Here is a 22,906-nt window from a genome sequence, read left to right as displayed (position 1 = left end):
CCTCGCCTTCGTCGCGGTCTACGTGGTCACGACGCTGGCCTTCACCGTGCTGTTCGAGCGCGAGCTCCTCGGCGAGGTGCTCGGTCACATGCGGCGCCGGCGCGCCCCCGCCGCCGCCTGAACGAGCTCGAGCAGCCGCTGCGCCTCGGTGTGCACGCTGGCGTGCTCGGCGACGAAGGCGCGCCCGGCGGCGCCCATCGCCGCGCGCTCGGCGGCGGGCATGGCGTGCAGGCGGCGGACGGCGGCGGCGAGCGCGTCCGCATCCTCCGGCGCGCAGGTGACTCCCGCGCCCGCCCGCTCGATCACGTCCGCCGCGTCGCCAGGGACGGCGCAGAGGATGGGCCGCCCGCAGGCCAGGTACGCCAGCGTCTTGGACGGGATGGTGATCTCGAACAGCGGGTCGCGCCGCAGGTGGATGAGCAGCGCGTCGCTCAGCGCATAGAACGCGGGCATGGCCTGCGGCGGCTGCCGCGGCACGAAGCGCACGTTCGCGAGCCCGCGGCTCTCGGCCGATGCGGTGAGCGCGGCAAGGTCCACGCCCTCGCCCACGAACACCATCTGCACGTCCGGCAGGTCGCGAAGGCGCTCGGCCGCATCCAGCACCGTGCCCAGCGCCTGCGCCGGGCCGATGTTGCCGGCGAACAGCACGTTGAACCGGCCGTCCAGCCCCCAGCGCCGTGCCAGCTCGGGGTCGGGCGCGACGGGGCGGTAGACCTCCTCGTCGGCCCAGTTGTGGATCACGTGGACCTTCTCCGCCGGGACCCCCTTCGCGACCAGGTTGCGCTTGAAGCCGTGCGAGATGACCACCAGCGCCGCCGCCCGCCGGTACAGCGCCGCGGCGGCCCGACCGACCGCGTCCAGCACGCGCGGGCTGCCCACCATGCCGGTCGCTCCCAGCGTCTCGGGCCACAGGTCCTGGATCTCCAGCACGAACGGCACCCGCCGCACCGTGCTGATGGCGAGCGCGGGCGCGGCCACGGTCAGCGGCGGATGGTGCACCCACATCACGTCCTGCGGCCCGCACAGCGCGGGGCCGAGCACCGACGCGCTCGCCGCGAAGCTGCCGTAGTTGAGCGCGCGGCGGGCGGCGGAGCGGGAGTGGTCGGTGTACATGGGCAGCCGCACGACCTGCACGCCCGCGCGCTCCTCGCGCTGCCAGGGGCGCTGCCGGTAGCCGTCGTACACGCGGCCCAGCGGGTAGTTGGGAAAGCCCGTCACCGCCGTCACGCGGTGCCCGCGCCGCACCAGCCCGCCCCCCAGCGCGTCGCCCTTGAACGGCTCCGGCTCGTAGTACTGCGACAGCAGAAGAACCCGCAATCTCCCCCCAGCCCTGTTCGCCTCGGTAGCTCGATCGCGGGCCGCACATCTCCCGCGCGTCATCCGATCGCCATCCCCACACCACATCGCATCTGCCGTGATGCCGAGTCCTACGCCCCCAACGTTTCAATCACGGAAGATGCGGGATGATCGGTAGATACGCATCTACCGATCAACGTAGATCAGCCGACATCGTCCGGAACGACTCCCGCGCCCCGCCGCGTCACAGCTGATGCGATGCGGGCGAGCTTCGCCCGACGGCTACGAGGCGGCTCGGGCCCGGTCCGCACGCGGCTGCACGGCGCGGGCGAGGAGGTCGCGGAAGCGCTCGCGCTGGCGGGTGCCCTCGTGGTGCTCCAGGGCGTGCTCGCGGGCGCGGCGGCCCCACTCGTTCAGGCGCGCGCGGTCGCCCATCAGCTCGCGCAGGCGCGCCTTCACGTGCGCGGGCGAGTCTTCGGAGATCACGGCGCCCGCGCCGGACTCGGCGATGTAGCGCATGGAGCCCACGTCCGCCGGGCCGTAGCCCAGGAGCGGCCGCGCAGCCATCATGTACTCCGACACCTTGGTGGACAGCGAGAAGCGCGTGTAGTCGGCCAGCGACGTGTCGAAGCTCTCGCAGTGCACCAGCACGTCGGCCGCGTCGTACACGGCGGGCAGGCGGTCGCTCTCCACGTAGCCCGCCACGCGCATCACCGGGTCCATCGTCAGCTCGGCGCCGTACAGGTCCACGTGCGCGGGGACCGTGTAGACGGTGAGCCGCGCGCGGATGCCCTCGTCCAGCAGCTCGCGCAGCGCCTCGCCGATCTTCTTCAGGTACTTCCACCGGTCGAAGCCGAGCTGCCCGGCGTAGACCATCTCGATCCACTCGCCGCCGCCCACGCGCGGCGTCGCCAGGAAGGCGCCCGCGTCCACGCAGCGGCAGAAGGCGTGGAACTCGCCGCCGTACCGCTTCGTGTACTCCTCCGCCATCGCGGGGGAGATGGCGAGCCGCAGCGGGGACGCATCCACGATCCGCCGGAACGACTCCGCCAGCTTCCGCCGCAGGATGCCCGATCCGAAGGCACGGCGGTACTCCGTCGTGATCCAGTCGTCCGTGAAGAACGGGACCACCGGCACGCCTAGGCGCTCGGAAAGCCGCTCCACCTGCCGCAGCTGCCCCAGCGAGCCCAGGGTGGAGAAGATGAGATCGGGCTCGAACGCCTCGATCTCCGCCATCTCCGGCCCGTCCAGCAGCCCCGGCCGCGAGTACACCATCTCCCGTAGCGGCTGGGCGATCCGCGGCGCCAGGCGCGACTCCGTCGCCAGCCGCACCGCGAAGTTGCGCAGCTTGGACGGGCGGCCGGGCAGCGCCTCCACCGGCACCGTCTCCTCCACGCGCTTCAGGCCGCGCGGGGTGAGCGCCCAGTAGCGGCTGCACACGTCGAACTCCGGCGGCGCGGGCGTCACGAACGGCACGAACACCTGCGCCAGCCGGTCCTTGGGCCAGCCCTCGAACAGGCTGGTCATGGTCAGCCCGTTGTTGGAGCGCCGCGAGAACGGGTTCGCCGCCACCACCAGCACCCGCGGATACCGCGCCGTCTGCTCCATCTGCGTTCCACCGGAGGTCCGCGACGCCGTGTCTACCGGCGCCGCCGTACGGATAAAGGAAGGGCTGGACGCGGGGCGCCCAGCCTCTCCGGAAAGCTACCGCCCTTGCCGGGCAGCGGAGGTCAGACCCCCGCGCCCGAGAGGACGGGGTCGATCCCCAGCGCCGCCGCGTACGGGCTGCGCACGCTGCCCTCGAGGTACACGCCGCGCATCCACTCCACGGTGCGGTACACGCCGTCTTCCAGGCCCACCTGCGCCCGGTAGCCCAGGTCGCGCACGGCCTTGGAGTTGTCCACCCGCTTGCTGCGCGTGGTAAGCGGCTCGGCGTCCTTGTACACCACCAGCGACGGGTCCGCCCCGGTGGCGCGCAGGATCATGTCCGACAGCTCCTCGATGCTGTGGTACTCGTTGCTGCTGATGTTGTACGTCTCGCCGGTCTTGAAGTTGTCGGCGATGTTGGCGAGCGAGACCACGGTGTCGCTCACGAACGTGGACGTGCGGTGGTAGCCGCGGAACACGACGTACGGCAGGCCCATGAGCGCGCAGTACATGAAGCGGCAGTTCACCGAGCGGTACGGGCTGTAGAACTCGCCCGGGCCGTACGTGTTGAACAGGCGCACCACCACGCTCTCGGTCCCATACTGGATGATCGAGTTGCGGATCTGGCACTCGTTGACCCACTTGGAGAGCGCGTAGTCGTTCATCTGCTTGACCTCGTGCTTCTCCATCACGTCCTCGGCCATCACGTCCGGCCAGTCGCCGTACACTTCCGAAGACGAGAAGTGGATCAGGCGGAAGCGGTGCTTCTCCTGGAGGCGGATGACGTTCTTGGTGCCGATGGCATTGCTCTGCCAGAGCTGCTCGTAGAAGTCCTCGCCGTTCCAGCGGCCGAACTCGGCGGCCAGGTGGTACACGTAGTCGAACGGGCCCATGGTGTCGGCCACCCGCTCCAGCTGCCGGAAGCTGCCCACGTCGCAGCGCACGTAGGTGGGCTTCAGCACGTCGGTGCGCAGGCTGTACCCGATCTCGTGGTCGCCGTGCGCAAGGTCGGCGCTCACCACGTCGTGGCCGCGCGACCGCAGCTCCTCAACCAGCACCGAGCCGACCGTACCGCGACCGCCGGTCACCAGAATCTTCATGAAACCTCGCTCCGTCTGTAGCGTTTAGGGGTACTCTGGCGCGCTCCTGCGCGCAGGCCGGCGAACGCCCCGAACGGGGGCTCCGGCGTGGACAACCCTCCGCAGCCCCCGACGAACGCACGACGGCGTCCAGGCGTTTCGGGACTGCGGAAGGGATGGGACGGAGCGCGCCGGCACGTGGCCGCTCCGGACGGCGATCCCGCCGCCCGCGCGCCCGGCCCCGGAAAAGGCAGGCGCGCGGTCGCAAGGCAAGGATCGCACCAGCACGAAGGCCGGGCGTCCGCCCCCGGCCGCATCTGAACCTTCCGCGCGGCCTGTGCGGGGCGGCCAACCTATCCCCCGCCGTCACCGAACCGCAAGGCACCGGCCCACTTGGTGAACATCCGCCGTCTCTCCCGGCGGACGGCTCGGCCTCAGCGGACGGGCACGGGCTCCATCTCCCACCCCGGCTCGGGCGCTCGGAAGCGCACCCGGCGGCGCGTGAAGAACCACAGCCCGAACAGCCCCCAGAAGCCCGCGAAGCCCTCCGGCTGGCCCAGGATGATGTTGTTCGCCGGGAAGTAGTAGAACATCGTCACCAGCAATATCAGCAGCCCCACCGCGTACGGGTTCTCGCCGCGCAGCGAGTCCAGCCAGGTGAGCGCGAACAGCCGGCCCAGGAGGAACACCGCCACCAGGGTGCCTGGAAACGACAGGTCCGACGCCAGCCAGGTGTAGATGGTGTGCCAGAACATGATCATGTCCCAGCCGTCCTCGGCCTGGAGGCGCGCCGGGTAGCTGCGCGACTGCAGGTCCTCGCGCCCGGTGAGCCGCCGCTCGGCGATGTACAGGAAGTACGAGTGGCCCACGCCCCAGCTGGGCACCCACGGCTTGTCCAGCGCCCACGACAGCGCCAGGTAGCCGTGCGTCTGCGTGAACGACAGCAGCATCACCGGCCCCTGCACCGGCCGCGGCAGCGCCCGGAGCAGCGGGTTGTCCAGGTCGGCCTGGAGCCCACCGAAGATCTGCACCTTCTCGAACGCGTCGTCCGCGCCACCTGTCCGGCCGTTGGAGCCGGTGATGAAGAACGCGGCGAAGCCCGCCAGCGCGGCGGCGAAGAGCACCGCGGGCAGGACGAGACGCTTGAGCCGTACCCGGCTGCCGTGCAGCGCCATCGCGAGCAGCCACGGAAGCAGCAGGACGAAGTCCGCCAGTCCCTTGTTGCGGCCGGTGAAGACGAAGAGCGACAGGTTCGACGCCACCGCAAGCGCGCCCAGCACCCGCATGCGCAGCGACAGCCCGCGCCAGCGCCGCGCCAGCAGCGGCATCGCCATGGCCAGCAGCGGCGCGAACAGCATGCGCACGTAGCCGATGAGCGGCGTCTCGTGCACCTCGGCCGAGATGTCCTGGAAGCGGTAGTAGACCGTGCCGGGGTCGCGGATCGCCTCGATGATGTTGATCTGCCCCTGCGTGGCCCAGTACAGCGTGGGCAGGTACAGCAGCAGCGTGGTCCACACGCTCCACCGCAGCAGCCGGTCCATGGGCGTGCGCCCGTGGTAGCCCGCCGGCCGCCGGTTGATGCCGCTCAGGTAGCCCAGCAGCAGCGCCAGGTGCGCCAGCGCGACGAAGACGTACAGCTTGGTCCCGTCGCGCATGGGCCAGATCCACGGCCCGAACGCGAAGATCAGGATCGACGCATTGAGGTACAGCTGGATGGCGACGATGGGCGCCAGCTTCTTGAACCGGGAGATGCGCGGCGGCTCGGGCACGGCGGCCTTCGCGCGCGTCCCGGTCTCCGTCTCCGGAAGGGTCTCGACCGCGGTCACGGCGCCGCCGCTCCGCGCAGCATCGGAAGGCGCGAGGCCACGGCCGCGCGATACCGCGCCAGGTACGCGTTCGTGGGCGCCAGCGCGACCGCGCCGAGCGCGAGGATGCCCGAGCCCGCGCCGAACACGTACAGCCAGTGGCGGCTCATGTAGCCCGCTCCGAGCGCCACGCACGCCGCCAGCAGCCCCGCGCACACGCCCCAGAACGCGGGCGAGATGGGCCGGTCCGCCGCCTGGAAGCCAAGGCAGAACGCGCGCAGCTTGCGATGCGTCACCAGCAGGAACACCGCGCCGGAGGCGATGCCCGCCAGCGGCACGCCGGGCAGGCCCAGCCAGAGGCACAGGCCCACCATCAACCCGACACGTAGAACACTCTCCGCCAGCAGCAGCATCGATCCCTCGACGATGAAGCCCGCGGCGCGGTAGAGATAGTTCGCCAGGAACGCGTTGCCGGCCATGATCGACTGGACGGCGAAGAGCGCCGTCAGCGTCAGGCCGACGTACTTCTCCGGCCCGACCCAGACCGACACGAAGCTGCGGTTGAGCGCCACGTAGCCTGCCGCCATCAGCACCGCCAGCGCCGTGCGCACCGACAGGATCTCGCGATACACGTTCAGCGCCCGCCCCCGGTCCGCCGAGGCGACGAGGTGCGCGTACGCGCCGTACGTGCCGAACGTCACGCTGTCCGACAGCGCGCGCGCAAGCTCGATCGCCTTGCGGTTGAGCATGAAGACCGCGGCGGCCGCGGGGCCCACGAGGAGAGAGACGATCAGCAGCTCGCTCTGGTTCATCGCCGCGAAGGCGAAGCCCGCCACGGCCGTCGCGGGGACGGTGCGGCCCAGCTCGCGCAGCACCTCGCGGTCCACGCGCAGGTTCGCTCGCACGCCCGCGGGCACCTCGCGCGCGAAGAAGATCGCCATCCCGATCACCTGCACGACCGCGCGCGCCACGAAGCCGTAGCCGATGGCCAGCAGCCCGAAGCCGCGCAGGGCGAGCACGAGCGAGATGGCGAACTGGAGCAGCGTCGACACCACCGTCGTGGCGCTCAGCAGCCCCGTGCGCTGCACACCGCGCGCGTAGCCGTAAAATGCCGTGTGCAGGATGACGACGGACGTCGACACCGTCGCGAGCACGAACGTGCGCCGCAGCGCGTCCGCCTCCGCGCCTTGCAGGCCGAAGATGCGCGGAAAGGCGAACGACGCGCCGATTCCGACGGCGCAGAGGATCGCGCAGATGGCGGCGACCACGGCGGTGCCCGACGCGAACCAGCGGCCCACGTCGCGCTCGTCGCCCGCGCCGTGCGCCGCGGCGACCTTCTGGATCACTAGGTTGGTGATCCCCAGGTCGGACACCAGCATCCACGACAGCACGTCGCCGGAGCCAAGCCACGCGCCGTACAGCCGCTCGCCGACCTGGCGGACGTAGATCGGGATGAGGATGATGGACTGCAGGCCCACGATCAGGCTCTGCATGCCGCCGCCCGCCATCACGAAGATGGACGAGGTGCGCCGCTTGGTCATCCGCGGATGCCGGCGGCTCCGGGACGCGCAGCCGCCGGAAGGGGGAAGTGCATGCTTCTTCTTCTCTATCCGTCAGAAAGCCCGGCCGCCTCGAAAGCCCAGCCGGTGCATGTAGATACCGTAGATGTACTTCGTCGCGCGATACTCCCGGGCCGACCCGCCCGCCGCCCGTCACCGAAGCGCACCAACCCCTCGCCCCACTGTGACAGGGCTCCCCTCTCCCGCTTGCGGGGGAGGGGCTGGGGGAGGGGGCACCCCCACCAGCCCGCCCCACATCAACCCGACGAACATCAGGCTCAACCGCGCATCTCACCCGATGCCGGCCCGTCGCCCGAAGCTCAGGCCGGGACCGGCTCCAGCTCGGCGGCGAGCGCCTGCAAGATACGCTCGGCGGCGCGGCCGTCCCAGCCTTCGGGGCAGCGTGACCCCGGCTCCGCGCGCCCCTGCGCCAGCGCCTCGCGGAAGGCGCGGTACGTCGAGTCCGACGTGGGCGGCCACTGCACCAGCCGGTTGGTGCCCTCGGTGATGGTGACCGGGCGCTCGGTGCTCTCGCGCAGCGTCACGCAGGGCACGCCGAGCGCCGTCGTCTCCTCCTGGAGGCCGCCGGAGTCGGTGAGCACCACGGCGGCGGCGTCGGTCATCGCCAGCATCTCGCGGTAGCCCAGCGGCTCGACCACGCGCAGGCGCGCCAGCTCGGCGTGCAGCCCCATCGCCTCGGCGCGGGCGCGGGTGCGGGGGTGGATGGGCAGCACCACCGGCATCTCCGCCGCCACGCGGGCCAGGGCGTCCAGCAGCGGCGCCAGCGTCTCGGCTTGGTCCACGTTGCTGGGCCGGTGCAGCGTGCAGACCGCGTAGCCGCCGCGCTCCAGCCCCATCTTCGCGGGCAGGTCCAGCGCGCGAGCCGCGGGAAGCTGTGCCAGCAGCGTGTCGATCATCACGTTGCCCACGAAGCGCACGCGATCCGCGGAGATTCCCTCGGCCGCCAGGTTGGGGTGCGCGTCGCGGCTGGGCGTGAGCAGCAGGTCCGACAGGCGGTCGGTGAGCACGCGGTTCACCTCTTCCGGCATGCTCCAGTCGCCGCTGCGCAGCCCCGCCTCCACGTGCGCGATGCGGCAGCCCGTCTCTTCCTTCAGCTTCGCCGCCACCAGCGCACAGGCGATGGTGGAGTTCACGTCGCCGACGACCACCAGCCAGTCCGGCCGCACCTCCAGCAGCACGGGCTCGAACTGCTCCATCACGCGCGCCGTCTGCTGCGCGTGCGTGCCGGAGCCGACGCCCAGGTGGTAGTCCGGCGCGGGGATCTGGAGGTCGGCGAAGAAGGCGTCGCTCATCTTCACGTCGTAGTGCTGGCCCGTGTGCACCAGCAGCGCCTCGTCTCCCGCTTCCTTCAGCGCCTTCAGGATTGGCGCGACCTTCATGAAATTCGGCCGCGCGCCCGCGATCACGAGCACCTTCATCGGCACCCGCCCCGCATCCGCAGCGAACCTGCCGAAACCATGACCGACGCCGGAACCGATGTCATCGATCCGACCGAATCCGATCCCAATCGTCTGCCGATCCCCCGCCCCGCTACGTGCCCTGGACGCATCTCTCTCGCTCTGGTGTTGGACGGCGGCGTACCGCCGAAGATGAATCGGACCCGCGGCATCGCGGCGGGGAAAGCGGGCGGGCCGCCCGCGTGGACGGCCCGCAGGGCCAACACGTTGTGCTGCTGACGCTTGCATCGCCTGCCGCGTCACACCGGCGGGGCAGGCCCGCGGGAAAGCTACTTCGGCTGCAGCGCCTGGACGGCCGCGGCGCCGCGCTCGCGCAGCGGGGCCACGCACTCCGGCACCATCGCGCACAGCGCCGCCAGGATGTCGTTGCGCTCGCCCACCGCCACCGCCGCCGCCAGCCGGTCCAGCCCGCTCATCAGGTGGTCCACGTCCGGCTCGCTCGTCTGCACGATGCGGATCTTGGAGACCGTGGTCGGCACCGTCTTCTCCTTGGCCGACATCAGCTCCTCGTGCAGCTTCTCGCCGGGGCGCAGGCCGGTGAAGACGATGGGCACGTCGCGGTACGGCTCCAGGCCCGACAGCCGGATCAGGTTCTCGGCCAGGTCCACGATGCGCACCGGCGACCCCATCTCCAGCATGCAGATGCGGCCTTCGGCCTCGGGCAGCACCGCCGCCTGGAGGACCAGCTGCACCGCCTCGGGGATGGTCATGAAGTAGCGCGTCACGTCCGGGTGCGTGACCGTGAGCGGGTTGCCCTCGCTCAGCTGCTTCTTGAACACCGGGATCACGCTGCCGTCCGAGCCCAGCACGTTGCCGAAGCGCACCGCGCGGAAGTCGGTCTTCGACTCGCTCAGCGACGGCCAGCCCAGCACGATCTGCTCGGCCAGGCGCTTGCTGGCGCCCATCACGCTCGATGGGTAGACCGCCTTGTCGGTGGAGATGAGCACGAACTTGCTGGCGCCCCAGCGCGCCGCAGCCTGGGCCACGCAGAGGGTGCCCAGAACGTTGTTGCGCGCCGCCTCCACCGGATTCTCCTCCATGAGCGGCACGTGCTTGTACGCCGCCGCGTGGAACACGAAGTCCGGCCGGTAGCGGGCGAGGACGCTGTCCATCCGCCCCTGGTCGGTCACGTCGGCCACCACGTTCACGAGGGTGAGCGCGGGGTGGCTGCGCACCAGCTCCAGGTTGATGTAGTACAGCGGGCTCTCCGCCTGGTCCAGCACGATCAGCCGCGACGGCCCCAGCGACGCCACCTGCCGCGCCAGCTCCGAGCCGATGGAGCCGGCGCCGCCCGTGACCAGCACCACCTTGCCCTCCAGCGCCGAGCGCACGCCGGTCAGCTCCATCTCCACGGCGTCGCGGCCCAGCAGGTCCTCGATCTGCACCTTGCGCAGCTGGCTCATCTTGGCGCGGCCGTCCATCAGCTCGCGCAGCGACGGCACGATCTTGAACTCCACGCCCGTGGCGATGCACGGCTCCACGATGCGCTCCATCTCCGCGCGGCTGGCCGAGGGGATGGCGATCACGAGGAGCTCGGCGCTGGTGCGCGCGGCGAGCTTCTTCACGTCGCTCGCGAAGCCGATCACGGGCACGCCGTGCAGGCGCATGCCCTGCTTGGCCGGGTCGTCGTCCACCAGGCCCACCGGGTAGATCTCGGCCGTGCCGTCGTGCTGGCAGTGGCGCAGCAGGCGGTCGGCCGCGGCGCCGGCCCCGATCACCAGCGTGCGCTTGCCGCGGGCCTGGCCGCGGGGCACGAAGCGCCGCTCGCGCATTCCCCGGGCGGCGAAGCGGAAGCCGCCGAAGATGAGCACCGACATCACCCAGTCCAGCAGCACGATGCTGCGGGGCAGGCCCACGATCGACGAGTTGAGGAAGAGCACCGCCAGCAGCAGCAGCGAGCTGACCGAGACCGCCTTGCACAGGTCGATCAGGTCGCGCATGCCCACGTGCCGCCACCACCCACTGAACAGGCCGAAGATGCCGAACGCCAGCAGCCGGAAGGCCACCAGGTAGGGCAGCGTCTCCAGGAAGAGCCTGGTCATCTCCGGCGGCGGCGCGAAGTCGAAGCGGATCGCGAAGGCGATCCAGTACGCCACGGGGATGATCACCAGGTGGAACGCGATGATCAGGGGCCTGCGGAAGCGCAGCAGGAAAGCTGGGAGCATCTAGGAAGACCGGGAACCGGTTGATGGATTTCGTCTGCCGCCCCGCCGCGCCGCCACGCCATCGGCCACCGGGCACCCGCCGCCGGCGCTCCGGACGGAGTCGCGGGCACGAGTGGACGCCTTCGACAGCAAGACCGGCGCCACCGCTGCCACGCGCGCCACGGCGGCCCCGCGCCTGCGTTCGCGGCGCCTTCCGGCCACCGCCGGTGTTCCTTTCCGTCGCGCGCCAATCCGACACCCGAGCGCATCTCCGCTCACCGAACGTCGTTATTTACGGCGCACAGTATACACCTCTCCCACCCGCGGCCAGCGAGGCAGACGATCCGGGCCATCTTGCGCCCCATGCACCACATCGCGCAAGTGCGAAGATCGCGCCGCCGGAGGTTCCGCACGCGATTCATCGCATCCTCAGCCGCGCGCCACGTCCTCGTCACGAGGGGCGGCAGCCCCGCGGAACGCGTTCCGTGGCCTCAGCCGACGCCGCGCGGGCGGCGAAGCACGACGGGCGCCGGTGAGGGCGCCCGTGAGTTCCGTCCGTCAGCCCGCGTGGGCGTGTTGCGGCGTGCCTCGTTCGCTGCCGGAGAGGCCCACCACGCGCGCCCGGCCCTCCACGCTACGCATCACCCCGCGCGTGTCGATCACCAGGTCGGCCAGCTCGGCCACGCGCGTGTAGTCCACGGCCGTGTGGTCGGTCACGATCAGCACCGCGTCGGCCTCGCCCAGCTCGTCGTCCGTGAGGTCCACGCTGCGCATGGGCAGGTGCTTGAGCGGCGTGTGGCCGTCGTCGGCGATGAAGGGGCAGAACGGGTCGTGGTAACGCACCTCGGCGCCGCGGGCCTGGAGCAGCTGGATCACGTCCAGCGCCGGGCTCTCGCGCAGGTCGTCGATGTCCTTCTTGTAGGCGATGCCCAGCACCAGGATACGGCTGCCCTTCACCGACTTGCACTCGTCGTTCAGCGCGTCGGCCGTCTTCTCGGCCACGTAGGCCGGCATCTCGGCGTTAATCTCGCTGGCCAGCTCGATCATGCGCGTCTTGAACTGGAGCGTCCGCATCTTCCAGGAGAGGTAGTGCGGGTCCAGCGGGATGCAGTGGCCGCCCAGGCCGGGGCCCGGCGTGAACTTCATGAAGCCGAAGGGCTTGGTGGCCGCGGCCTCGATCACGCCCCACACGTTCACGCCCAGCTTCCCGCACGCCTGCGCCAGCTCGTTTGCGAGGGCGATGTTGATCATGCGGAAGGTGTTCTCGTACACCTTCACCAGCTCGGCCGCCTCGGCGCTCTCCACCGGCACCATCACGTCGAAGATGCTGGAGTACAGCGCCATGCCGGCCTCGCAGCACGTCTGCGTGACGCCGCCCAGCACCTTGGGCGTGTTGCGCGTGTGCCATACGGGGTTGCCGGGATCCACGCGCTCGGGGCTGAAGCAGAGGAAGAAGTCCTCGCCCGCCACCAGCCCGCGCTCTTCCAGGATGGGCAGCAGCACCTCGCGCGTGGTGCCGGGATAGGTGGTGCTCTCCAGGATCACCAGCTGGCCGGCGTGCAGCCCGCCCTTCACCGCCTGCGCGGCCGAGACCACGTATGACAGGTCCGGGTCCTTGGTCTTGCTGAGCGGCGTGGGCACGCAGATGCTCACCGCGTCGCACTCGGCCAGCCGGGACAGGTCGGTCGTGGCGGACAGCAGCCCCTCGCCAACGAAGGCCGCGACCACGTCGGACCCCACGTCCTGGATGTGGCTGCGGCCGGCGTTGATGCCGGAGACAACGCTCTCGGACACGTCGAAGCCGATGACGCGGAAGCCGGCGCGCGCCGCCTCCACCACCAGCGGAAGGCCCACGTAGCCGAGCCCGATGACGCCGAACACGGCCGTGCGCTGCTCGATCTTGGAATGAAGCTGGTCGTACGCTGAGATCATGGACCTTCAACCCTGGATGGAGCCGAACGAAGAAGTAATGCGGCGGGAACGCCCGCGCACTCTGGCAAATTAAGCGCCGCACACGGACGGCGACAGGCGGATGCACGCCGCCCGGCCCGATCCGGCCGTGAGAACGGACGAGACCCACCCGCCACGTAACACCCAGCGCTGCCCCGCCTTCCGTGCAACCGCCGGGCCTACGGCGCGAACGCCGCCGCCCGGTCGTCCATGCACATCTCCAGCTGCGTCTCCCACGCGGGAAGGACGATGCCGAGCTCGCGGGCGAGGCGCCCGTTGTCGAGGACCGAGTAGCGCGGCCGGGTCGCGGGCGTGGGATAGTCCGCCGTCGCGATGGGCGAAGGCGCGCCGCAGCGCTGCTCGTGACGCGCGGGATCGGCCTCCAGGATCGCGGCGGCGAAGCGGCACCACGTGGTCTCGCCCGCGGCAGTCGCGTGATAAACGCCCCAGCGCCCGGGCTCGATCGAGAACCCGTCCACGGACCGAATCGAGGCGAGCCCGCCAGCCGTCGCCTCCGCCAGCATGCGGCTCCACGTGGGAGCGCCGTGCTGGTCGTCCACCACCCGCAGCTCGTCCCGCTCGCGCGCCAGGCGCAGCATCGTCCGAAGGAAGTTCTTCCCGCGCAGTCCGTACACCCAGCCGGTTCGGAAGATGAGGTGCGGTCCGCCCGCCGCCGCCACCGCGCGCTCCCCGTCCAGCTTCGTGGACCCGTAGACGCTCGCGGGCCCCGTTGCGTCACTCTCCTTGTACGGCAAAGAGTTACGCCCGTCGAAGACGTAGTCGGTGGAGAAGTGCACGATCAGGGCTCCGCACGCCGCAGCCTCCTGCGCGAGCACGCCCGGCGCCTCCGCGTTCACGCGCCGCGCCAGGTCCGCATCCCCCTCCGCCGCGTCCACCGCCGTGTACGCGCCGGCGTTGACGACCAGCGCGGGCGCGACCTGGCGGACGGCGTTGCGCAGGGACTCGGGACGGGAGAGGTCGAGCGCGTCGCGGCGGGGCGCGATCACTTCCCCCAGCGGCGCGAGCGTGCGGCGAAGCTCCCAGCCCACCTGCCCGCTGCCGCCCGTGAGCAGGATGCGCGGCCTCGTCACTGCGTGCCCGGGTAGGCCGGCAGCCGGTCCGGCGGCACGTCGCGCAGCCGCAGACCCGCGCGGTCCTTGGCGGAGAGCACCGGATCGGACACGGGCCAGCGGATGCCGAGCTCCGGGTCGTCCCAGGCGACGGTGCTCTCGGCCTCCGGGTGGTAGACGTCGCTGCACTTGTAGGAGAACAGCGCCTCATCTCCCGTCACCACGAAGCCGTGCGCGAAGCCGGGCGGGATCCAGAGCTGCCGCCCGTTCTCGGCAGACAGCGTGAAGCCCGCCCATCTCCCGAACATCGGAGAGCCGCGGCGCACGTCCACCGCAACGTCGAACACCTCCCCGCGGAGGACGGTGACCAGCTTGCCCTGCGCGTGCGGGTGCTGGTAGTGCAGCCCTCGCAGCACGCCCGCACGCGACCAGGAGACGTTGTCCTGCACGAAGCGCTCGCCCAGCCCCGCCGCGCGGTATCGCTCCTCGTTCCACGCCTCGAAGAACTGCCCGCGCTCGTCACGGATCACCTTCGGTTCGAAGAGGAGGACGCCGTCCAGTTCGGTCGAGAGAACGTTCACGCGGCCCCGCCGGGCATCGACAGTATCTCCAGCAGGTACTGGCCGTACGCGTTGCGGCACATGGGCTCGGCCAGGCGCCGAAGCTGGTCCGCGGTGATGAAGCCGGCGCGGTAGGCGATCTCTTCCGGGCACGCCACCTTCAGCCCCTGCCGCTTCTCGATGGTCTCGATGAAGCTGCTGGCCTCCTGCAGCGACTCGTGCGTGCCCGTGTCCAGCCACGCCATCCCCCGCCCCATGATCTCCATCCGCAGCTGCCCGCGGCGCAGGTACTCCAGGTTCACGTCGGTGATCTCGTACTCCCCGCGGCCCGAGGGACGCAGCCCGGCCGCGATGTCGAGCACCTGGTTGTCGTAGAAGTAGAGGCCGGTCACGGCGTAGCGCGACTTCGGCACCGCGGGCTTCTCCTCCAGGCTCAGCACCTCGCCGCCGGGCCCGATCTCCGCCACGCCGTAGCGCTCCGGGTCCTTCACGTGGTAGCCGAAGACCGTGGCGCCGTCGGTCTGCCCCGCCGCGCGCTGCATGGTCTCGCTCAGACCGTGGCCGTAGAAGATGTTGTCGCCCAGGATCAGCGCCACGGGATCCGGGCCCACGAACCCGCGGCCGATCGTGAACGCCTGCGCCAGCCCGTCGGGCGAAGGCTGCACCGCGTAGGAGATGCTCATCCCCCACTGCGAGCCATCGCCCAGCAGCTCGGCGAAGCGCCCCGTGTCGGCCGGGGTGGAGATGACCAGCACGTCGCGGATGCCTGCCAGCATCAGCGTGCTGAGCGGGTAGTAGATCATCGGCTTGTCGAACACCGGCAGGAGCTGCTTGCTCACCACACGGGTGATGGGGTACAGCCGCGTGCCGCTGCCTCCGGCGAGGACGATCCCCTTCACGCCGGCACCCCCGTGCCCAGCCGCTCCAGCCGGTACGCGCCGGAGAGCACGCGCTCGCACCACTCGGGGTTGTCCAGATACCACTCCACCGTGCGCCGCAGCCCCGTCTCGAAGCTCTGCGACGGCCGCCAGCCCAGCTCCCTCCGGATCTTGCTCGCGTCGATGGCGTAGCGCAGGTCGTGCCCCGGCCGGTCCTCCACGAAGCGGATCAGCCCCTCGCGAGGACCGATGTCCGCGTCCGGCCGCAGCTCGTCCACGATGCGGCAGAGCGCGCGCACGACCTCGATGTTCCGCCGCTCGCTGTCCCCGCCGATGCAGTACGTCTCACCCGGCCTGCCGCGCTCCAGCACGGTGAGCAGCGCGTCCGCGTGGTCGTCCACGAACAGCCAGTCACGCACGTTCTCGCCGCGCCCGTACACGGGAAGCGGACGGCCGGCGAGGGCGTTCAGGATCATCAGCGGGAGCAGCTTCTCCGGGAACTGGTAGGGCCCGTAGTTGTTGGAGCAGTTCGTGGTCACCGTCGGCAGCCCGTACGTCTCGTGCCAGGCGCGGACGAGGTGGTCCGAGCCCGCCTTGCTGGCCGAATACGGCGAGCTGGGGCGATACGGCGTCTCCTCGTCGAACTTCCCTTCGTCCCCCAGCGAGCCGAACACCTCGTCGGTCGAGACGTGGAGGAAGCGGAAGGACGCCCGCTCGTCGCCCTCCAGCGCCGACCAGTACCGCAGTGCCTCCGTCAGCAGCGTGAAGGTGCCGACGACGTTGGTGCGCACGAACTCGCCCGGCGCGTCGATGGAGCGGTCCACGTGCGACTCGGCCGCCAGGTGCACGACCGCCCGCGGCCGGTGCTCGGCGAAGATGCGGCGCAGCTCGCCGCCGTCGCACACGTCCACCTGCTCGAACGCGTGCAGCGGGTCGCCCGCGACCGGCTCCAGCGAGTCGAGGTTCCCCGCGTACGTCAGCTTGTCGACGTTCACCACGGTGGCGCGTCTCTCCCCCACCAGCTTGCGGACCACGGCGGAGCCGATGAAGCCCGCGCCGCCCGTGACCAGGACCGGTGCCATCTCCCGTCCGCTCATGGCAGCGACACGCGCGCGCCGAGCGCCAGGTTCAGGTTGAAGGCGTCCTTGGTGAAGTTGCGGTTGATGTCGTACACGCCGCCCACCTTCGCACTGAGCTCCATCCCCCGAAGGAACGACACCCGCTCCACCTCCAGCGCGTGCGTCACGTCCGAGTCGGGCCCGGAGAAGCGCTCGTCGCGCGCGGCCCTGTACCAGCTCGCGGTCGTCCGCCCGCGCCGCCCGTACCAGTCCACCGCGACAACGGAGCCGGCGCCCCCGAACGCCGCGGGCGATCCGAGCACCTGCCCCAGCACCGTGTGCCCCTGCACCTCGCGGGTGTGGATGTACCAGCGGGTCTGCGTGCGCGACTGGTCCAGATGGTTGATCTGGGCGTTCATCACTTCGCCCCGCAACGCCACCCACGAGCGGTCCGACCTCGCCCACACGCGGCGGAAGCCCAGCTCGTACGCCGCGTCGTGGTCCGGCTCCAGCGTCAGGTCGCGCAGGTTGAAGTTGTGGTCTTCCTTGGCGTACTCGCCGTACACCTCGAACCCGCTGTGGGGCAGCACCCAGCGGAAGAAGACGGAGGCGAGCTGGTTGTCGGGGTCCGAGCCGTCGCCGCCGTCGCTGGTGAGGGTGTCGCTGTGCGCCACGCCGGACTTGAGGAGGGACTGGAACACCCGCAGCACCTCGCTGGCGCTGTAGTCCGGCGAGGCGAAGTGGAAGAAGCGCGACGCACCCATCTCCAGCCCGGGGATGCCGCGCGGGGTGAACACAGCCGCGCCCCCCGTCATGAAGCGCCGCGCCGTGTCGCCGTGCGCGGGCGAGTACGCCGACTGGCGCTCGTCGCCCCAAACGACCTGCGCGTGCACCCGGCCGATGCCCACGTTCAGCGGGTGCGAGGTGCCCAGGAAGGCGCGGGGGATGCCGGGCGCGTTGCTGCCCAGGATGAGCGGCATCTCCACCGCGGGGCCCCACTGCTGGCTCGCCGTGGTCACTCCCAGGGCGACCGGTCCCGCGTCTATGCGCAGCGTGCTCTGGCCCGGGTCCACCCGCCAGTACGCCCCGTTGCCGAAGCGCTGCGGCTGGTCCACGAACCGCGGGGCCAGCGGGTCGGCGAACGGCGAGGCGCCCGCCACGCCGGTGGGCTGGAGCGCGAACGACGCGTTCTGCGCTACGAACACCATGGGGTCCGCCGTGAGCGACACCGGGCCGCGCCGGATCCAGAAGCCGGCTTCCACGGCCGCCGTCGCGCCCTTGCCGGCCCACACCGGCCCGTCGTTGCGCCCGTACGGGAACGCCGAGTTGCCGATGAGCTGCACGCGCGGGCGGATGAGGCCGCCTTTAGGCGCGGCGAGGCCCCGCGCCAGGTCGTATCGCCCGGCCCAGGGATGCCCCGTCGCCGCCGGGAGCAGGCGGTCCACCTCGGCGGGCGAGAAGGCGCGCACCGACCAGGGGTACGCGGGAACCAGCCCGCGCACCTGGAGGACGCGAAGGTAGTTCTCCATCTCGCCATTCGCGAACACCTCGCCGCGCACCGGAACGGCCGCCGACGAGTCCTGCTGCGCCGGCAGCGTCCGCGCCGTGAGCGCCGGGCAAAGCAATGCGGCGAGGGCGAGGAGGCGTGCGGCGGTCCGGTTCAGCGCCAAAGGGTTCCGTGGTGTTGCGAGAAGATCATGATTGCTCGGTCGCGGCCTCACATCGTCCGCGCACGCCTCCGGCGAAAGCCGGGCACGACGTGGATACAGGTGGATGACCAGCGCCGCATCTCTCTAGCGACCGTCATCCGCCAACGGCCTCGCACGTTCTCGGTCGAGACGCGTCTTCGCATGGGCGACAACGGCGTTCGGGAGATGGGCGGCCGTCCATCGTCAGGCCGGACGAGGGGTTGAGGACGCGGCCGGTCCGCACGCCATCGCCCCGCTCCAACGTCCGAGCGGTGCCGGATGCGACACGCGGCGCCGGAAGCGTCCAGCGCCGCGGCTTCAGGCCCGCTCGTCGGAAGGAAGACCGCGCGGGGCCCGCGTGGTCCGCCCCCAATTGGACGCGGCAGCGGCAGTATGCTATCATCCGTGCCGAGCCTTTGTCCAGACGAACAACGCGAGAACGATGCCCCGCAAGCCTTTCCGCCATGCCTTCCGGGCCGCCGTTCCGGCCGCCGTGCTCGCTCTCTCCGCTGCCCCGCTTCCCGCCCAGCAGCCCGCCGCCCCACTCCCGGCAGATACGCCGCACGCCGCGCCGCGGCGCGGGTTCGTCACGCTGGGCAGCCCGGCGGAAGAGGACATGCGCGTCCGCCAGGTGCTGGGGCGCGAGGACACGCGCGGCTTCCTCCTCCGCTCGCCCTCCAAGCTCTCCGGAGAGATGCGGGGCGGAAAGCCGCGCATCCAGCTCGTGGAGCCGCGGGCGATGGCGGCGCTGAACAGCGCCATTCCGTACTCGCGCAACGACGGCTCTCTCTGGGCGGGGCGCGGGGCGAACGTACTGGTCTCCGCCGGCGTCCGGGGCAGCGCCGGGCCGCTCGCCTTCGTCCTCGCGCCGGAGGCGAGCTACGCGCAGAACAGCGGCTTCGACATCAGCTCGCCCACGGGCACCAACGTCAGCCTCTTCATCCCCCCGTGGCGCGTGGGCCGCCACTCGGCCGACCTGCCGCTGCGCTTCGGGGACCGGTCGATCACCCGCATCTCGCCGGGGCAGAGCTCCGTCTCGCTCACGGCGGGCGCGATGTCGTTCGGCGCGGCGACGGAGAACGAGTGGTGGGGGCCGGGCGAGCGCAACGCCATCGTGATGAGCGACAACGCGTCCGGCATCCCCCGCATCTTCCTGCGCACCGCCCGGCCGCTGAGCGGGAAGCCGGGCGAGCTGGAGCTGGAGCTGATCTCGGGCGTGCTGACGGAGTCGCCGTACTTCTCGGGCGAGGACCACCGCCGCTCGCTGGGCGGCTTCGCGGCCACGTTCCGCCCCGCGGCCGAGCGCAACCTCACGCTGGGCTTCGCGCACACGGCCGTGCGGCGCTCCGACGGCTTCGCGGGGCACGCTTTCGACGCGCTCACGCAGTGGACCAGCCCGGACTCGGCGAACCCCAATCGCGGTGCCGAGCAGCTCGTCTCCCTCTTCGGCCGCTGGGTCTTCCCGGCCGACGGCTTCGAGGTGTATGCCGAGTGGGCGCGGCACCAGATCCCGTCGCTGCACGAGCTGCTGGTCACGCCCAACCATACGCAGGGCTACACGCTGGGCGGCGGCTGGACGGGCGCGGTGGGCGGCGGCGCGCACCTTCGCCTCCGCGCCGAGCTGACGGACCTGGAGCAGAGCGCGACCTTCGCGACTCTGCCGGGAGCCAGCTTCTACACGAGCGCGGCCGTGCCCGCGGGCTACACGCAGCGCGGCGAGTCCATCGGTGCGAGCATCGGCCCCGGCGCGTCCAGCCAGTGGCTCGCGGCGGACTGGCTGGCTGCGGGCGGCGGCCTGGCGGGCGTGTTCGTGGAGCGCGTGCGCTGGGACGACGACGCCTTCTACACCCGCCCCAACTCCTGGCAGTTCGGCGCCCACGACGTGTCGGTGCTGGCGGGCGGGCGGTCGCGCCTCCGCACCCGCGCGGGCGACCTTGGCCTGGAGGCGTTCCGCGAGCGCCGCCTGAACTTCCTCTACCAGAACCCGTCCACCGACTTCCTCGCCCGGGAAGCGATCAGCAAGACCAACTACTCGCTGCGCATCACGGTCACGCCGCGCCCCTGACGCCCGGCCGCGCCGCCGCCAGCCAGCGGCGCGCGCCCGCGCGCTCGTCCACGCTCAGCACGCGCGTCCACGCGACCGCCAGGAACGCGGCGCACGCCACCGCCAGGAAGACGAGCCGGTGCGCGGGCGAGTCCACCATCGCCCCCGCCCACAGCACCGGCAGCACCCCCGCCAGCAGCAGTCCTCCCCGCCGCACCGTCGCCCGGTCCGCCACCCCCCAGCGCGCGGACAGCCAGAACAGCGCGGCCGTGTCCACGCCCATCCGCAGCGCCCAGGCGATCGCCGCGCCCTCCACGCCGCGGGCGCGCAGCAGCGCCCACAGGGCCGCCATGTACAGCGGAAGCTCCAGCATGTTGAGCTTGCCCGTGGCCTCGGGCCGCCCCGCACCCTGGAGCGCCGTGGCGGCGACCACGCCGGCCGAGTTCACCAGCACCCCGGCCGCGATCCACTGCAGCACGCGGGTGCCGTGCTGGGCGAAGTCCGCCCCCAGCCACAGCCGCAGCACATCGGGAGCGAGTGTGACCAGCGCCAGGATCACGGGGAAGAGCACCACCGTCATGGCGCGCAGGCAGGAGTCGAAAAGCACCCACGAGCGGCGCCGGTCGTTCACGAAGATGGTGGCGAAGGCCGGGAAGAAGACGGCGGTTACGGCGCCGGGCAGGAGCTGAACGCGGCTCGCCAGCTCGTACGGCGTGGCGTAGTAGGCCACGGCGGACATGGACAGCACCGCGCCGATGACGAAGCGGTCGAAGTACATCATCAGGCTGCTGCTCACGTTGCTGGCCGTGAGCCATCCTCCGAAGCGCAGCAGCGGCCGCACCATCGCCCGCTGGAGCGCCCGCGCGCCGCCCAGCGCCGGGATGGTGCGCAGACAGAAGACCACGTGCACACCCCACGCGGCGATGCGGCCCGCGGCGAGGACGGCCACCACGGGCACCATGCTGTGCGAGAACGGGAGCACGGCGAGCGGGCCGAGGTAGCTCACCAAGCCCATCGGAACGCGGATGGCGTTGACCAGCCCGAAGCGCTGGTAGCTCTCCAGCACGCCGCGCAGGCCCGCCGTGCTGGTCACGAACGGGAGCGAGAGGGCCAGCAGGCGGAAGGTGCCCACCGCCTCGTCCTGCATCTGCGGGGGGATCTTGAGCACCGAGCGCGCGAGGTAGCCCGAGGTGACGGCGAGCAGCGCGCCGCCGGCCACACCCAGCGCCAGCAGCAGCGCGTTCGCCGTCCACGTCGCGGGCGCCACCTCGTCCTCGCGTCCCGCCCCCAGCCGCTCGGATACCACCTGCGTGAGCGCGCGGCCCAGCCCCAGGTCGAAGAGGCTGAAGTAGCCGATCACGGCCCAGCCCATGGTGAGGATGCCGAAGCGCTCCGTGCCCAGTGCGCGCACCAGCACCGGCGTGGCGGCCATCGCCACCACCAGCGGCGCCCCGAACCCCAGCAGGTTCAGCAGCGTGTTGCGCGCCATCCCCGCCCTGCCGCCCGCGTGCACGTCCGGCTTCAAGCTGTCTCCCCCTGCATCCAGTCGGTGAAAAGCGGGGCCCCGGCCGTGGCGGCCGGGGCCCCGAAGTGCCGCCGCGCCCGCGCGCTCAGGGCGCCGGGGTGACGATCCACGCGCCCACGAAGCGGAACTCGTCAGTGTCGAACGTCGGCAGCCGCAGGCCGCGGACGACCGTGGGCGCGAACGGCGCCGGGGGCGTGACCGTCAGGTCGCCCACCACCTCGCCCGTCTGGAGCGGGTCCACGGCGTGCATCTGGAAGGCGAAGTTGCCCCCCGCGTCGGTCGTCACGCTCCACGTCGCCGGGGTGGACGGGATGCCGCCCGTCTGCCGGAACTGCACTACCGCGCCCGCCACCACGCGCCCGTCCGCCGCCGCCACGCGCCCGAAGTACGAAAGCGACGGGCCGAAGCCCACGCGCTGCTCCGATCCCGCTGCAGGAGAGAGCACCACCGGCAGCCGCACCCCTTCGCGCCGGAGCGGGGCGCCCGTCACCGGCTGCACGACCAGCGTCCCCACGACCGTACCGGTGTCGCTCGCGACCGGCGTGATCCACGCCTTGCCCTCGGCCGAGATGTTGGCGCCGAACACGTCGGGGCTCGTCGCGGGGCCGCCGGTGTGCTGGAACTGCACGAACCCGTTGGAGGCGAGCGGCGCGTTGTCGCCGCGGCGGTAGAAGGTGAAGAGCGTGGCGACGTACGGCCGCGTGACCGTCCACACCAGCCCCAGCACGTCTCCTCCCTGGGCCGCCCGCAGCTCCACCCCGCGCAGCGTGTCAGCGACGAAGGGGGCTCGGGGACGCAGGATCACGTCCGCCGTCACGGCGTCCGTTCCAGCCGGGGCGTCCAGGCTGAAGCGGCCCTGCGCGTCGCTCACCGCGGTCAGCGTGTCGCCCGCGGAGGTCCCGCTGGTGGGCAGCACGCTGACCTGCACGCCCTCCAGCGGCGTGCCCTCGTACCGCGACTGCACGCGGCCGTCGAACCGCAGGCTGCGCGATCCGCACCCCGCCGTGCCGAAGCACGGGTCGCACGCCGCAGCCAGCAGCAGCGCGAGTGGCGCGCCAGCCTTCGCCATCCTGCGAAGCGGCGAGAAGCGAAACCCGCGCACCATCGCCGATCGGAAGCTATTCG

16 protein-coding genes are annotated in these 22,906 nt (G+C 71.5%); 1 reads left to right on the top strand and 15 read right to left on the bottom strand.

Features of this window, described 5'->3' with window-relative positions; genetic code table 11:
• Positions 1 to 84 precede the first annotated feature (84 nt).
• The 13 genes from VFE05_08055 to VFE05_07995 all read right to left on the bottom strand — a co-directional run bounded on the left by VFE05_08055 (position 85) and on the right by VFE05_07995 (position 18,194).
• Positions 85 to 1,317, bottom strand: coding sequence for a glycosyltransferase family 4 protein (locus tag VFE05_08055; protein HET6230006.1), 1,233 nt, complete (start codon positions 1,315 to 1,317; stop codon positions 85 to 87).
• Between the two features lie 261 nt (positions 1,318 to 1,578).
• Positions 1,579 to 2,904: a hypothetical protein gene (locus VFE05_08050; protein ID HET6230005.1), complete on the bottom strand. Its 1,326-nt coding sequence runs from the start codon at positions 2,902 to 2,904 to the stop codon at positions 1,579 to 1,581.
• 122 nt (positions 2,905 to 3,026) lie between these two features.
• Positions 3,027 to 4,043, bottom strand: coding sequence for an NAD(P)-dependent oxidoreductase (locus tag VFE05_08045; protein ID HET6230004.1), 1,017 nt, complete (start codon positions 4,041 to 4,043; stop codon positions 3,027 to 3,029).
• A 413-nt stretch (positions 4,044 to 4,456) separates the two neighbouring features.
• Entirely contained in the window at positions 4,457 to 5,848 is a 1,392-nt protein-coding gene (locus VFE05_08040; protein HET6230003.1) for a hypothetical protein, read from the bottom strand.
• Positions 5,845 to 7,368, bottom strand: coding sequence for an oligosaccharide flippase family protein (locus tag VFE05_08035; protein HET6230002.1), 1,524 nt, complete (start codon positions 7,366 to 7,368; stop codon positions 5,845 to 5,847). Before VFE05_08035 ends, VFE05_08040 begins: the two co-directional genes overlap by 4 nt.
• A gap of 338 nt (positions 7,369 to 7,706) precedes the next feature.
• Positions 7,707 to 8,825: a UDP-N-acetylglucosamine 2-epimerase (non-hydrolyzing) gene (wecB, locus tag VFE05_08030; GenBank protein HET6230001.1), complete on the bottom strand. Its 1,119-nt coding sequence runs from the start codon at positions 8,823 to 8,825 to the stop codon at positions 7,707 to 7,709.
• A gap of 308 nt (positions 8,826 to 9,133) precedes the next feature.
• A complete protein-coding gene (locus VFE05_08025) occupies positions 9,134 to 11,029 on the bottom strand; it encodes a nucleoside-diphosphate sugar epimerase/dehydratase (GenBank protein HET6230000.1) in 1,896 nt (631 codons plus the stop codon).
• Positions 11,030 to 11,566: 537 nt separating this feature from the next.
• On the bottom strand, positions 11,567 to 12,940 hold the full coding sequence (locus tag VFE05_08020; protein HET6229999.1) for a nucleotide sugar dehydrogenase: 1,374 nt from the start codon (positions 12,938 to 12,940) through the stop codon (positions 11,567 to 11,569).
• 197 nt (positions 12,941 to 13,137) lie between these two features.
• Positions 13,138 to 14,049 carry a dTDP-4-dehydrorhamnose reductase gene (gene rfbD, locus VFE05_08015; GenBank protein HET6229998.1) on the bottom strand — a complete coding sequence of 304 codons (912 nt, stop codon included), beginning with the start codon at positions 14,047 to 14,049 and terminating at the stop codon, positions 13,138 to 13,140.
• Positions 14,046 to 14,609, bottom strand: a complete 564-nt coding sequence (gene rfbC / locus VFE05_08010) for a dTDP-4-dehydrorhamnose 3,5-epimerase (protein HET6229997.1) — start codon at positions 14,607 to 14,609, stop codon at positions 14,046 to 14,048. The genes rfbD and rfbC overlap by 4 nt, the downstream gene beginning before the upstream one ends.
• Positions 14,606 to 15,487 (bottom strand): glucose-1-phosphate thymidylyltransferase RfbA, encoded by an 882-nt coding sequence (gene rfbA, locus VFE05_08005; protein ID HET6229996.1) that lies wholly within the window; start codon positions 15,485 to 15,487, stop codon positions 14,606 to 14,608. The genes rfbC and rfbA overlap by 4 nt, the downstream gene beginning before the upstream one ends.
• Positions 15,484 to 16,548 (bottom strand): dTDP-glucose 4,6-dehydratase, encoded by a 1,065-nt coding sequence (gene rfbB, locus VFE05_08000; protein ID HET6229995.1) that lies wholly within the window; start codon positions 16,546 to 16,548, stop codon positions 15,484 to 15,486. The genes rfbA and rfbB overlap by 4 nt, the downstream gene beginning before the upstream one ends.
• 11 nt (positions 16,549 to 16,559) lie before the next feature.
• Positions 16,560 to 18,194, bottom strand: a complete 1,635-nt coding sequence (locus VFE05_07995) for a capsule assembly Wzi family protein (GenBank protein ID HET6229994.1) — start codon at positions 18,192 to 18,194, stop codon at positions 16,560 to 16,562.
• 460 nt (positions 18,195 to 18,654) lie between these two features.
• On the opposite strand from VFE05_07995, the gene VFE05_07990 reads away from it, so the two are divergent.
• Positions 18,655 to 20,277, top strand: a complete 1,623-nt coding sequence (locus tag VFE05_07990; protein HET6229993.1) for a capsule assembly Wzi family protein — start codon at positions 18,655 to 18,657, stop codon at positions 20,275 to 20,277.
• Here VFE05_07990 and VFE05_07985 read toward each other — a convergent pair.
• Positions 20,261 to 21,781 carry a flippase gene (locus tag VFE05_07985; protein HET6229992.1) on the bottom strand — a complete coding sequence of 507 codons (1,521 nt, stop codon included), beginning with the start codon at positions 21,779 to 21,781 and terminating at the stop codon, positions 20,261 to 20,263. The genes VFE05_07990 and VFE05_07985 overlap by 17 nt on opposite strands.
• Before the next feature lie 85 nt (positions 21,782 to 21,866).
• Positions 21,867 to 22,906 (bottom strand): hypothetical protein (locus VFE05_07980; GenBank protein ID HET6229991.1); only part of this gene is annotated, 1,040 nt, incomplete at its 5' end.

The organism is Longimicrobiaceae bacterium (genome assembly GCA_035696245.1).
Classification (GTDB): Bacteria; Gemmatimonadota; Gemmatimonadetes; order Longimicrobiales; family Longimicrobiaceae; genus DASRQW01.
The sequence above is the reverse complement of the archived record's forward strand: the minus strand, read 5'-3'. Positions and strand labels throughout refer to the sequence as shown.